The organism is Naasia aerilata (assembly GCF_030296595.1).
GTDB classification, from domain to species: domain Bacteria; phylum Actinomycetota; class Actinomycetes; order Actinomycetales; family Microbacteriaceae; genus Naasia; species Naasia aerilata.
On the sequence record NZ_AP027731.1, the window covers coordinates 3325736 to 3337969 of the forward strand.

At 72.9% G+C, this 12234-nt stretch carries 11 protein-coding genes and 2 pseudogenes; 4 read left to right on the forward strand and 9 right to left on the reverse strand.

The window, feature by feature from the left end; all coding sequences use genetic code 11:
- Window positions 1-7 precede the first annotated feature (7 nt).
- Window positions 8-1455, forward strand: a pseudogene (locus tag QUE51_RS17240) (aldehyde dehydrogenase family protein).
- On the forward strand, window positions 1452-2321 hold the full coding sequence (locus QUE51_RS17245) for an aldehyde dehydrogenase family protein (protein ID WP_286277546.1): 870 nt from the start codon (window positions 1452-1454) through the stop codon (window positions 2319-2321). Before QUE51_RS17240 ends, QUE51_RS17245 begins: the two are co-directional and overlap by 4 nt.
- 140 nt (window positions 2322-2461) lie before the next feature.
- Here QUE51_RS17245 and QUE51_RS17250 read toward each other — a convergent pair whose 3' ends face one another.
- Together QUE51_RS17250 and QUE51_RS17255 are read right to left on the reverse strand one after the other, a co-directional pair.
- Complete coding sequence (locus tag QUE51_RS17250; RefSeq protein ID WP_286277547.1) at window positions 2462-3421, reverse strand: nucleoside hydrolase; 960 nt, start codon at window positions 3419-3421, stop codon at window positions 2462-2464.
- Window positions 3418-4680 carry an MFS transporter gene (locus QUE51_RS17255; RefSeq protein WP_286277548.1) on the reverse strand — a complete coding sequence of 421 codons (1263 nt, stop codon included), beginning with the start codon at window positions 4678-4680 and terminating at the stop codon, window positions 3418-3420. The genes QUE51_RS17250 and QUE51_RS17255 overlap by 4 nt, the downstream gene beginning before the upstream one ends.
- Window positions 4681-4707: 27 nt before the next feature.
- On the opposite strand from QUE51_RS17255, the gene QUE51_RS17260 reads away from it, so the two are divergent.
- Complete coding sequence (locus QUE51_RS17260) at window positions 4708-5349, forward strand: hypothetical protein (RefSeq protein ID WP_286277549.1); 642 nt, start codon at window positions 4708-4710, stop codon at window positions 5347-5349.
- Here QUE51_RS17260 and QUE51_RS17265 read toward each other — a convergent pair.
- The 4 genes and pseudogenes from QUE51_RS17265 to truB all read right to left on the reverse strand — a co-directional run bounded on the left by QUE51_RS17265 (window position 5340) and on the right by truB (window position 8038).
- Window positions 5340-6287: a bifunctional riboflavin kinase/FAD synthetase gene (locus QUE51_RS17265; RefSeq protein WP_286277550.1), complete on the reverse strand. Its 948-nt coding sequence runs from the start codon at window positions 6285-6287 to the stop codon at window positions 5340-5342. The genes QUE51_RS17260 and QUE51_RS17265 overlap by 10 nt on opposite strands.
- 10 nt (window positions 6288-6297) lie before the next feature.
- Window positions 6298-6702: pseudogene (locus QUE51_RS17270) on the reverse strand (hypothetical protein); the annotation flags it as partial.
- Window positions 6703-6743: 41 nt separating this feature from the next.
- The gene (locus QUE51_RS17275; RefSeq protein WP_286277551.1) at window positions 6744-7112 is read right to left on the reverse strand and encodes a hypothetical protein; all 369 of its coding nucleotides are present in this window, start codon (window positions 7110-7112) and stop codon (window positions 6744-6746) included.
- A complete protein-coding gene (truB, locus tag QUE51_RS17280; RefSeq protein ID WP_286277552.1) occupies window positions 7109-8038 on the reverse strand; it encodes a tRNA pseudouridine(55) synthase TruB in 930 nt (309 codons plus the stop codon). The genes QUE51_RS17275 and truB overlap by 4 nt, the downstream gene beginning before the upstream one ends.
- 50 nt (window positions 8039-8088) lie before the next feature.
- On the opposite strand from truB, the gene QUE51_RS17285 reads away from it, so the two are divergent.
- Window positions 8089-9072 carry a ketopantoate reductase family protein gene (locus tag QUE51_RS17285; RefSeq protein WP_286277553.1) on the forward strand — a complete coding sequence of 328 codons (984 nt, stop codon included), beginning with the start codon at window positions 8089-8091 and terminating at the stop codon, window positions 9070-9072.
- Between the two features lie 28 nt (window positions 9073-9100).
- Here the strand turns inward: QUE51_RS17285 and QUE51_RS17290 are convergent, their stop codons facing one another.
- From QUE51_RS17290 to QUE51_RS17300, 3 genes are all read right to left on the reverse strand, one after another.
- Entirely contained in the window at window positions 9101-11095 is a 1995-nt protein-coding gene (locus QUE51_RS17290; protein WP_286277554.1) for an ATP-binding protein, read from the reverse strand.
- An 87-nt stretch (window positions 11096-11182) separates the two neighbouring features.
- Window positions 11183-11548: a DUF1622 domain-containing protein gene (locus QUE51_RS17295; protein ID WP_286277555.1), complete on the reverse strand. Its 366-nt coding sequence runs from the start codon at window positions 11546-11548 to the stop codon at window positions 11183-11185.
- A 36-nt stretch (window positions 11549-11584) separates the two neighbouring features.
- Window positions 11585-12214, reverse strand: a complete 630-nt coding sequence (locus tag QUE51_RS17300; protein WP_286277556.1) for a hypothetical protein — start codon at window positions 12212-12214, stop codon at window positions 11585-11587.
- Between the last annotated feature and the right edge of the window lie 20 nt (window positions 12215-12234).

Sequence of the window (12234 nt, forward strand, 5' to 3'; positions counted from 1 at the left end):
TCCCGGCATGAGCTTCCTCGACTACGCCCCCGCACCCGAATCACGCGCGGTGGTCTCCCTGCAGCCCTCCTACGGCCTCTTCATCGACGGCGAGTTCGTCGACGGCTCGGGAGCCCCTTCACAACCATCTCGCCCGCGACCGAGGAGCACCTCGCCGAAATCGCGACCGCCGACGACGCCGACGTCGACCGCGCGGTGAAGGCGGCCCGCCGGGCGTACGACCGGGTCTGGTCGAAGATGAGCGGCAGCGACCGCGGCAAGTACCTGTTCCGCATCGCGCGACTCGTCCAGGAGCGCGCCCGCGAGCTCGCGGTCGCCGAGAGCCTCAACAACGGCAAGCCGATCAAGGAGAGCCGGGACCTCGACATCCCGCTCGTCGCGGCATGGTTCTTCTACTACGCGGGCTGGGCCGACAAGCTCGACTACGCGGGCCTCGGCGCGAACCCGAAGGCGCTCGGCGTCGCCGGCCAGATCATCCCCTGGAACTTCCCCCTGCTCATGCTCGCGTGGAAGATCGCCCCCGCCCTCGCGGCCGGCAACACGGTCGTGCTGAAGCCCGCGGAGACGACGCCGCTCACGGCGCTCCTCTTCGCCGAGATCCTCCAGCAGGCCGACCTCCCGCCCGGCGTCGTCAACATCGTGACCGGCGCGGGCGCCACCGGGCAGGCGCTGGTGCGCCACCCGGACGTCGACAAGATCGCCTTCACCGGATCGACCGCCGTGGGGCGTGAGATCGCGCGGGCGACTGCCGGCACCGGCAAGCGCCTCACTCTCGAGCTCGGCGGCAAGGCGGCGAACATCGTCTTCGACGACGCCCCCATCGACCAGGCCATCGAGGGCGTCGTCAACGGCATCTTCTTCAACCAGGGGCACGTCTGCTGCGCGGGATCGCGCCTGCTGGTGCAGGAGAACGTGCACGACGACGTCGTGGAGCGGCTCAAGCAGCGCCTCTCGACCCTGCGCCTCGGCGATCCCCTCGACAAGAACACCGACATCGGCGCCATCAACAGCGCCGAGCAGCTCGCGCGCATCCAGGAGCTCACCGCGGCCGGCGAGGAGGAGGGCGCGACGCGCTGGAGCCCCGCCTGCGAGATCCCCGCCAACGGCTTCTGGTTCGCCCCCACGATCTTCACGGGCGTCCAGTCGAGCTCCCGGATCGCCCGCGAGGAGATCTTCGGACCGGTGCTCTCGATCCTCACCTTCCGCACGCCGCAGGAGGCGATCGCGAAGGCGAACAACACGCCCTACGGGCTCTCCGCCGGCATCTGGAGTGACAAGGGCAGCCGCATCCTGGCCGTCGCCGACGGCCTCAAAGCGGGCGTCGTCTGGTCCAACACGTTCAACCGCTTCGACCCCGCGTCGCCGTTCGGCGGCTACAAGGAGTCGGGCTACGGCCGCGAAGGCGGCAAGCAGGGCCTGTCCGCCTACCTCGCCCCCTCAGGAGGAGCCAAGTGAGCCGTCTCGCGGTCCCCAAGACCTACAAGCTGTACATCGGGGGCAAGTTCCCGCGCAGCGAGAGCGGGCGCAGCTACGAGGTGCTCTCGAAGGACGGCGCGTTCCTCGCCAACGCCGCCCAGGCCTCCCGCAAGGATGCCCGGGATGCCGTCGTCGCCGCCCGCGCCGCCGTCAAGGGCTGGTCGGGCTCGACCGCCTACAACCGCGGCCAGGTGCTGTACCGGATCGCCGAGCTCCTCGAGGGCCGCCGGGCGCAGTTCATCGACGAGCTCGTGCACTCCGAGGGCCTGTCTGCCGGCACCGCGGAGGCCGCCGTCGACCTCGCGATCGACCGCTGGGTCTGGTACGCGGGCTGGGCCGACAAGTACGCGCAGGTGCTCGGCAACGGCAACCCTGTCGCGGGTCCCTACTTCAACCTCTCCGTGCCCGAGCCGACCGGCGTCGTCGCCGTCATCGCTCCGCAGACCGGCGAGGGCCACTCCCTCGTCGGCTTCGTGAGCGCCGTCGCGCCCGCCCTGGTCGCGGGCAACACCGTCATCGTCGTGGCGAGCGAGGCGGCGCCCCTCAGCGCGATCAGCCTCAGCGAGGTCCTGGCGACGAGCGACGTGCCCGGCGGCGTGGTCAACGTCCTGACCGGCTCCCCCAAGGAGATCGCGCCGTGGCTGGCGTCCCACGCCGACGTCAACGCGCTCGACCTCGTCGGCGCGGGCGGCCTGGACTGGGTGCAACTGCAGGTCGACGCCGCCGAGACCCTCAAGCGCGTCCTCGCGCCCGAGGACGGCCCGGATGCGGCGGCGCCGTCGCTGGAGCGCATCAGCGCGTTCACCGAGACGAAGACGGTGTGGCACACGAAGGGCCTCCTCTAGGAGCACCTCCCGGCCACCGCACGCCGAGCGCGCCCCGAGCCGACGAGCGCGGGTCGTGTACGGGGCGCGCTCGTCCGTGTGCACCGCGCTCGGCGATTCGGGCCGCGCTCGGCGGCGCGACGGGCTCCGCTGCGCCGAGCTCACCCCATGGCGGCGAGGCGGTCGACCAGGAGGTCGACGAAGCCGCCCGGCGTCCGGAGGGCGACCCGGCAGTTGCCGTCGGGGTCGTCCGGGTAGCCGAGGTGACGCCCGCGGGTGTCGCACACCGTCGCGCCGCGCGCTGGGCCGGGGCCGCACTCGACCTCGACGCGGAGGAGCGGGAACACGGTCGGCACCACGTCACCGGCGAGGATGCCTGCGGCCAGGGCGTCGTGCTGCACGGCCACCCGGCGGCCGAAGAACGGCGCGTAGAAGTTCATGTAGTAGTCGCTGATGGCGGCCACGAACCGGCCGACCTCGCCGCTCGCCGTCAGACGCTCGACGTGCTCCTCGGTGAGGAGCTCCGTGGTCGTCACGTCGAGCGGCACCATCGCGATCGGCCAGCCGGCGGACAGCACGACGGCCGCGCCCTCCGGGTCGTGGGCGATGTTCGCCTCGGCGGCGGGCGTCATGTTGCCGGGCACCTCGGCGGCGCCGCCCATCACGACGACGTCGGCGATGCGCCCGACCAGCGTGGGATCGGCTCGCACCGCGAGGGCCAGGTTCGTGAACGCGCCCGTGGCAAGGATCCGGAGCCGGCCCGCGTGCGCACAGGACAGGTCGTCGATCAGCTGGAGGGCCGAGCGCGGGTCGAGCAGGGCCGGGTCCGCGGGCGGCAGGCCCGCATCCCCCATGCCGTCGTAGCCGTGCACGTGCACCGAGTGCGGACGGGGCTCCGCGAGAAAGGGTCGCTCCGCGCCGACAGCGACCGGGATGTCCGTGCGGCCGGCGAGCGCCAGCACGGTGAGAGTGTTGATCGCGCAGGCTCGCGCCGGGGCGTTGCCCGACACCGTGGTGATGCCGACGATCTCGATCGAGGGCACGGACAGCAGGTAGAGCAGCGCGACGGCGTCGTCGATGCCGGTGTCGCAGTCGACGAGGACGGGCTGACGCTCGATCATCGGGCCACCTCCGGTTTGGCGAGTCGTGCGGCGCGGGCGGCGAGGTCGTCCTCGAGCATGCGCGGCCGGGCGAGCGCGAGCCCGGCGGGCACGGCGGCGAGCGACACCGCGGTCACGAGCAGCAGGGGCAGCGTCCAGCCCCCGGACAGCTGGTGCAGCAGCCCCAGCAGCAGCGGCCCGGTCGCCCCCACGATGTAGCCGATCCCCTGCGTGAAGCCGCTGAGCGCCGCCGACCCGTTCTGGGTGCGCGTGCGGAGGTTGATGAGCACCATTGCGAGAGGGAACAGGAGGGGGCCGAAGCCGGCCGCGGTGACCCAGAGCCAGGGCGCGGCCGCGGGCGCCAGCAGCAGGCCGCCGTAGCCGATCAGGAAGAGAGCGACGCCGGCGAAGACGAGGAGGCCGGGATTCCGGATGCGCACCGCGATCAGCGGCACGAGGATGCCGGTGGGCACCCCCGCGATGGCGTACAGCGAGAGCAGCGCCCCCGCCGTGAACGCATCCGTGCCCGCGGTGTCGCGCAGGATGGCGGGCAGCCAGGCGAACATGGCGTAGGCGCTGAAGCTCGAGGCGGCGAAGACGATCGCCGTGGACCACGCCACCCGAGAGTGCCACGTGCGGCCGAGGGGAGGCACGGGCGCCACCTCGGGGTCGTCGCCGAGGGCGGCGGCCATCCGTGCGCGGCGCTCGCGGAGCCAGAGCCACAGCCAGGGCGCCACGGAGGTGAGAGCGACGATGCCCCACACGGACAGGTCCCAGCGCCAGCCGACGGAGGTCGCGAGCGGCGCGGAGACGAGCGGCGGGATGGCGGCGCTCGTGGCCAGCAGCGCCGCGGAGAGCGCCGTGAGCGTGCCGAGCTTGTCCGGGAAGTACCGCTTCACGGCAGGCGGGATGAGGACGTTGCCGATGCCCACTCCGCCGAGAACCAACACGCTTGTGGCGACGAGCATCGGATAGCCGTTCGAGAGCCCCCGGAGGAGGTGGCCAACGACCATCGCCGCCGCCGACAGCAGGATCGCCGTGTCGAGGCCCACGCGGCGGGCGATCGCGGGCGCGAGGAGGCCGAACACGGCGAAGCAGATCGGCGGCAGGGTGCCGAGCACTCCGATGCCCACGCTCGTGAGCGGGACGTCGGCGCCGATCTCGTCGAACACGGGCGAGAGCGAGGCGACCGCCGTGCGCAGGTTCAGCGCGAGCAGCACGATCGCGATCAGGGCGAGGGTCCTGCCGGCCCAGATCGACGCCGGACGGTTCTCACTCACTCTCTCAATGCTATCTAGGCTGTGCGCATGTCCGACTTCTGGCGGAACCTGCCGCTGAGCCAGCGGGAGCCGGCCGACGAGACCTCCGTGTCGAGCGACTGGCGGCCGCGGACCGCCGCGACCCTCCTGGCGTTCGCGGACCTCCTCGCCTCCCTGCCGGCGGACGCGTGGGAGCTCGCCGGCCTCCAGCCCGCCGCCCGCCGCGGAACCCAGCGGACCGTGCGCGAGACCGTCGAGGATCTCGTGTGGCGCCTGTCCGCCTCTCGGCTGGAGCTCCTCTTCCCCTCCCCCGCTCCGTCCGGATCGCCCGAGCTCCTGGTGACCGCGCTCCGATCCGCCGCGTCACGCCGCGCCGCTGGGGAGGGCCGCCGCGGCCTCGGCGACCTCACGGCCGTGGTGCAGCACTGCTATGACGTGACCCTTCCCCTCGCCCTCCCGGACCCCGTGGATCCGGTGGCATCGGGAGCCGTCGCTCTCGGACGCGCCGCGGCGGCCCCGGCCGTGCTCCGCAGCCTCCTCCGCGGACGCACGCTCGCCGCCTCGGACGCGGGCTGGCGCATCGGCACAGGGCCCGAGATCCGCGGCACGGCTGCGGAGCTCGTCGCGTGGCTCGGCGGGCGCGCCGTCACGCCCGTCTTCGAGCGCCGCTCGGGGCGCGGTCAGGCCTGAGGGCCGAGGACGGCTCGCGCCTGGGCCACGTCGAGGCCCATCTGCTCGATGAGCGGACCGACACCCGCATACGCGACCATCCCGCGCAGCCGATGCTGGAACTCGACCTCGACGGTGTGCCCGTAGAGGTCGAGGTCTTCGTCGAGCACGTACGCCTCGACCTGCTTCAGGGCGACGTCGCCGAAGGTGGGGTTCGTGCCCACCGAGATGGCGGCGGGATACCGCGGCCGGCCGGGCGCGCTGCGGTCGGTCAGCCACCCGGCGTAGACGCCGTCGCCCGGGGCCAGGCCCTCGGACTCGGCGGCGAGGTTCGCGGTGGGATAGCCGAGCTCGCGGCCGCGGCGCAGGCCGTGCACGACCTCCCCGCGCACGCACGGCGCCCGGCCGAGCAGCTCGGTCGCACCCTCGACATTGCCCTGATCCAGGAGGGCGCGGATGCGGCTCGAGGAGGCGCGCGCGCCGTCGGCCAGCACGTCGCCCACCACCTGGACCTCGAAGCCCGAGCGAGCGCCCAGCTCCCGCAGGGTCTCCACGGTCCCCGCGCCCTTCGCGCCGAAGCGGAAGTCGGCGCCGACGAGCACGAGCCGGGCCTGGAGCGCGTCGACGAGCACCTTCTGGACGAACTCCTCCGGCGTCCAGTCCGCGAGCCGGCGGTCGAACTCGAGGACGACGGTCGCGGCGACACCGACCTCACCGAGGAGCTCGAGCTTCTGCGGCAGGCTGACCAGGTTCTCCGGGCAGAGCTCGGGACGCAGCACGGCGAGCGGATTGCGATCGAAGGTGACGACGACCGGGACGAGGCTCCGGCGCTCGGCGGCGCCGATCAGCTCCGCGAGCACCGCGCGGTGTCCGGCGTGCACGCCGTCGAACTTGCCGATCGTCACCGCGCTCGGCCGGATCCCCTCGGGAACATGCGAGAGGTCGTCGACGACGATCATCGGCGCTCCCCGCGGCTGCGGGCCGGTGCCGCGACAGCCACAGCATCCCGAGCACGGGGAGGACGAGGGGCACGAGCAGGTAGCCGAGCCCGTAGTACGACCACACCGTGTCGCGCGGGAACAGGGCAGCGTCGACCACGCTGAGCGTGCCCACCGTGAGGACGAAGAGCAGCTCGAAGGAGATCGTCACCCAGGCGATGCGGTACCAGATGGCTCCGGGCGCCACCAGGGAGACTGTGGCGAGGATGTAGACCACCGCGGCGACCGCGGACAGGGAGTACGCGAGCGGCGCCTCCGAGAAGTCGGTGAGGATCTGCACGGTCGACCGACCGGTGGCGGCGAGGGCGAGGATTCCGTAGACGGCGACGAGGACGACCCCGACGCCGGTGACCCTCCTCCTGCGCGTCGCAGGCACGGGCGAGGAGAGGTCATGACCTCTCGATTATCGCGCACGGATCAGGCGGACTGGACGGTCCAGATGATGTGCATGCGGTAGAGCATGATCGCGATCGCGAGACACGCGACGCCCACCACCACCGTGCTCCATCGGCTGCGCTCGACGAGGGCCCACAGCACGGCGACCGGGGGAAGGATGACGGCGCTGATCAGGTAGGCCCAGAACTCGTAGGGGTTGCCCGACGGCGGGTTGCCGCTGAACGGCGAGACGATGGAGACGACCACCTGGGCGAGCAGGAGGACTCCCACCAGGGCGGCACCGCCGAGGGTCAGGTCGGAGGGCGGCCGGCGCGCGAGCCCGACCGCGACAGCCAGCACCCCGGCGACGACGGCCACGGCGATCTGGACGATGGTGAACCAGAGGATCACGAGCGGACCTCCTGAGCGGCGGCGGGGAAGGCGGTGAGGACGCGGGCGCGGCCCGAGGCCACCTCGACGAGCGCGAGCAGCCGGCCGTCCGGTCCGACCGCGGCGACGGGGGACGCCTCCTCGTGCGTCACCGCGATGCGCTTCCCGTGGCCCAGGTCCACGGCCTCTGCGGGGTCGAGCCGCAGCACGGGGAAGAGCCGCTCGGCGATCGCGGCGGGGTCCGCGGGCGGCGCGTCGGACCCGAGCCCGTCGAGCGGGACGGCGTCGCCGACGGAGAACGGCCCGACGGCGGTCCGGCGCAGCGCCGTCAGGTGGCCCCCGGTCCCGAGCGCCGCGCCGAGGTCGCGGGCGAGCGCGCGGATGTAGGTGCCGGACGAGCAGGCGACGCGGACGTCCAGGTCTACGGCGCCGTCCGCGGATTCCCGGCGCTCCAGCAGCGCGAACTCGTGCACCGTGACGGGGCGCGCGGGGAGGCTCACGTCCTCGCCGGCGCGGACCCGGGCGTAGCTGCGCCGGCCGTCCACCTTGATCGCGCTCACGGAGCTCGGGACCTGCTCGATCGGGCCCGTGAGCGCCGCGATCCCCTCCGCGACCCGCTCGGCGGGGACGCGGGTGGCGTCGACGGCCTCGCCGATCGCCTCGCCTTCCCGGTCGTCCGTGGTGGTCGCGAAGCCGAGCCGGATGGTGGCCAGGTACACCTTGTCGAGCCCGACGAAGTAGGTCAGCAGGCGCGTCGACGGCCCGAGTCCCAGCACGAGCAGACCGGTCGCCATCGGGTCGAGGGTGCCGGCGTGGCCGACCTTCCGGGTGCCGTAGGCGCGGCGCGCTCGCGCGACGACGCCGTGGCTCGTGATGTCCTCGGGCTTGTCGACGAGGAGGACGCCATTGGGTGCGGGAACCTCGGTCTTCTCGACGGGGCCCGGCATGCTCGCACCCTACCAGCGGCCCGCTGACGGGCCCGAACTAGGATCGGGGCGTGCGGGTCGGGGTCATCGGAGCGGGTGCGGTGGGCGGCGCACTCGCCGCGCTGCTCGACCGATCGGGGCACCGGGTGACCGTCACGGCGCGTGCCTCGACGCTGCCGATCGTGGCCGAGGAGGGCATCCGCCTGACCGGCGGCTGGGGCGAGCACCGGGCCCGCGTCGGCGTCGGACCCGTCCTCACCGAGCCGCAGGATCTCGTCCTCGTCGCCACCAAGGCCATGGATGCTCCGGAGGCCGCGGCGGCGAGCGCGGCGGCGTGCGAGGGCGCGACGGTCGTCGTCGTGCAGAACGGACTCGAGGGCGTCACGCGGGCGGTCGAGCTGCTCCCCCGCTCCCGGGTCCTCGGCGGCCTCGCCCTGTTCGCGGCCTCGCTCGTCGCCCCCGGGGAGGTGCGGATCACGACTCCGGGCGCGATGTACGTGGGCCCGGCGGAACGGAGCGACCCGGTGATCGCCGTCCTGAACGGCGCGGTGCCCACCCTGGCCGTCTCCGACCTGCGGGGCATGCAGTGGACCAAGCTCATCGTGAACCAGGTCAACGCTCTGCCGGCAATCACCGGGAAGAGCGTCCAGGAGGTCGTCGCCGACGCGGGACTCCGCCGGGTGCTGACCCGCAGCATCCAGGAGGCGGCGCGAGTGGGACTCGCATCGGGAGTCTCATTCGGCAGCATGAGCGGGCTCAACGCTCCCCTGCTCCGGCTCGTGGCGCTCGCGCCCGCGCGCCTCGCGGAGCGGCTGCCTCGCCTCATGGCCCGGCGCATGGGGTCGGTTCCGAATCCCGGCTCCACCCTGCAGAGCATCCGGCGCGGCCAGCCGACCGAGATCGACTACCTCAACGGCGCCGTGGTCGACGCCGCTCGGGCTGCGGGCGGAACGGCGCCCGTCAACGCCGCGCTCACCACGATGGTGCACGAGGTGGAGGGCAGCGGCGACTTCCTGTCGCCCGGCGAGGTGGTGCGGCGCGTGGGCGGCGACTGAGCCGCTTTCCGCGCTCGAGGAGCCAGAGTCAGGCCGACGCGGAGACCCCGCGGGCCGGCAGGGTCTCCAGCAGGCGGAAGAGGTCGGCGAACTCGAGGCGCTGTCCTCGGCGGTACTCGAGCTCGTACTCGCCATCGGAGAGTCGGCCGGCGACCAGGTCCCTCAGTCGGCGGGCGTCCTCGCCCTCCGCGACCACGGGGTTGTACCCGTAGCGGGTGCCCAGTCGATCGACGGCACCGAAGATGCGGGCGCCGTCCGCGCTGCGGCCGATCAGCGCGCACGCGGCGGCCATCTGGTGGAAGCCGGCGAGCGTCGACGCCCCGTCGCCCTCTCCGAACGCCGTGGTCGTCACCTCGCGGAGCTCCTCGATGGCCTCGGCGCCGCGTCCCTGGTCGGTCAGCACCTTGCCGGCGACGTAGCTTGCAGAACCCGCCATCCAGGAGTAGCCGATGGCGAGGGACAGCTTCCGGGAGGCGTACAGGCTGGCCAGGGCGCGCTCTCCCTCGCCGAGTGCCCGCAGCATCTGCCCCTCGCACATCAGGAACTCCGCGCGCGCCCAGTCCTCCGCGTGCTCCGCATAGGCGGCGGCCGCCGCCATGTCCCCGCGCGCCGCCTCGCCGTCGCCGAAGATCGAGGTCGCGTAGGCCCGCCGCGCGAGGGCGACAGCCGGGATGGTCGCGTCGCCCGTGCGCACGGCGAGCTCGTAGGCGCGCTCCAGCAGCTCGAACGTCCTCTGCGCATCCCCCGTCTGGTAGGTGAGGACCATCAGCCCGATGCTCGTGTCCGCCTCCAGGAGGGGCGGCAGCTCGCCCGGCACGGCGAGCGCGCGGTCGATGTCAGCGATCCCGTCGAGCAGGCGCCCGCGCACGAACCAGTGGTGCGCCTGGCTCCCGGCCAGCCGGACGGCGGTGAGCCGGTCGCCCGCCGCGATCGAGTTGTCGAGGGCCAGTCGCAGGTCGGGTCGGAGGAGGTCGAGGAGCGCGTTGACCTCGCGCGCGGCGTGCGTGCGTGTGAGAGGTCCCGTGCGGGCCGCGAAGTCGGCGAGCCAGGATCGGTGCTGGTCGAACCACTCCGGGTCCCCGGGGTCGAGCGCGGCCGCGGCGTGCTTGACCGCGTCGAGGAGGCGGAAGCGCCGGTCCCCCGCCTCGCCGCGGGACACCGCGACCAGCGACTTGTCGACGAGGCGAGCGAGCACCGCCGACGGATCGTCGTCGTCCACGTCGCAGATGCCGAGCACGGCCTCTTCGGGGAAGCCGCCGGCGAACCGGGAGAGCTGCACCAGCAGGTCCCGCTGGGCGGGGGTGAGGAGGTCGACGCTCCAGCGGACGGCGTTGTCGACGCTGAGCTGGCGCGCCTCCCCCGACCGGCGCACGTCGGCGCCGCCTCCCTCGCGCACGGCCTCGAGCAGCTCCGGACCGCTCAGCACGTCGAGCCGGGCGGCGGTGAGCTCGAGGGCGAGCGGGATGGCGTCCAGGGACTCGCAGATCTCCTCGAAGACGTCCTCGTCGCCGAGTGCCTCGCCGCCTCGGGCATCGGCGGCGCGCTCCCGGAAGACGGTGAGTGCGTCCGCGGTGATCATCGGGGCGACCGTCACGACGGTCTCGCCCGGCAGGCGCAGCGGCTCGCGGCTCGTCACGAGGATCCGCACTCGCGGGCTCCGCAGCAGCAGCCCTGATGCCACGGCGGCCACCGCTCCGACGAGATGCTCGGCGTTGTCGAGGACGACGAGCGTCGTGCGGTCGGTGATCCGCGGGGCCAGTGCGTCGAGCGTGTGAGCCGGTGCGCCGAGGGTGTCCGCGATCACGGGCAGGACCCGATCGGGGTCGGTCAGCGAGGCGAGATCGACGAACCACTGCTCGTCCTCGCCCGTGCTCGTCCGTGCCGCCTCGATGGCGAGCCGCGTCTTGCCCACACCGCCGGGGCCCACGAGGGTCACGAGCCGGGAGGTCGCCTGAGCCGCCCGGATGTCGGCGAGCTCCTGGGTCCGCCCGACGAAGCGGGTCACCGGATGCGGAAGCGCCATGGAGCGAGCGTAGAGAAGCCGGCCCCGTTGCGGGAGGGCGATTCGGACCCGATCCGCTGCTCTCGGAGGACGGGGCTGGAAGGAGACCTAGCTCTCCTCCGCCTGGTCGGCCGACCCGCCGCTCTTCTGCCACGGCCAGCGCCCGGTGATCTCGAGTTCGAGGGACCAGCTGAGGAAGGTCCGGATGACCACGATGATCGCGAGCACCGCGACGCTCTCGAGGGTGGGCGTCACCGCAACCGTGCGGATGATGTCCGCGGCGACGAGCAGCTCGAGGCCGAGCAGGATTGAGCGGCCGAGGAAGCGGCGGAAGCGGCCGTAGACGAGCTTCTCGCGCCGGATCAGGTGGGCGACCGCGAGGATGGCCGCGATGATCGCGCCCGCCACCACGGCGACCACGCCTGCCGCATCGACGGCCCGTCCTGCGGCCTCGATCACATCCTGGAACTCCACGTCGCCTCCTCCGGAAGCCTAGAGGCGCGGCGGCTGCTACTGCGCGACCGGGAGGGGATCGTCCCAGGCGGGAGGATCGAGCACCGTGGCGACCGCGTCCTCCTTGCCGAGGTGGCCGGGGAAGTTGTAGCGCGCGAAGCGTCCCGTCGGATCGTGAGGTGACTCGGGCATGCGAATCGAGGAGCGCCGGAGGAGCTCGGCCAGCAGCACTGCCGTGTCCTTCTTGATCGTCCGGTTCCGGCTGTCGCGCAGCACGAACACTGCCCGGGGACCGCCTTTCGCACCGAACCGGAGGGTGATCGCCCGCTCCTTCTTGCGGACAGGGGCGACGGCTGTCAGGGTCGCGTCCGTCAGAGCGGCGATGGGAACCGTCCGACGGCCCGAGCGGAACTCACCGGTGTCGAAGTTGACCCAGGGCTGGGGGTATCGGAGATTCTGGACGAGCGTCGTTCCGCCGAAGACCGCACCAAGGAGCAGCACACACGTCACGACGGCGACCGGCAGCGGCAGATGCCGACCCAGGAAGAGGGTGAGCTGGGCGGCGTAGGTGCAGATCAGGATCGTCGCGAAGTAGGACAGCGCCACCCACCCCGTGTACCAGCGGTAGCGGCCGACGCGCACCCAGCCGTGAGGCAGGACCGGCGCATCCTCGGGCGGCTCCTCCATGACTGGACCCTACCGAGAGC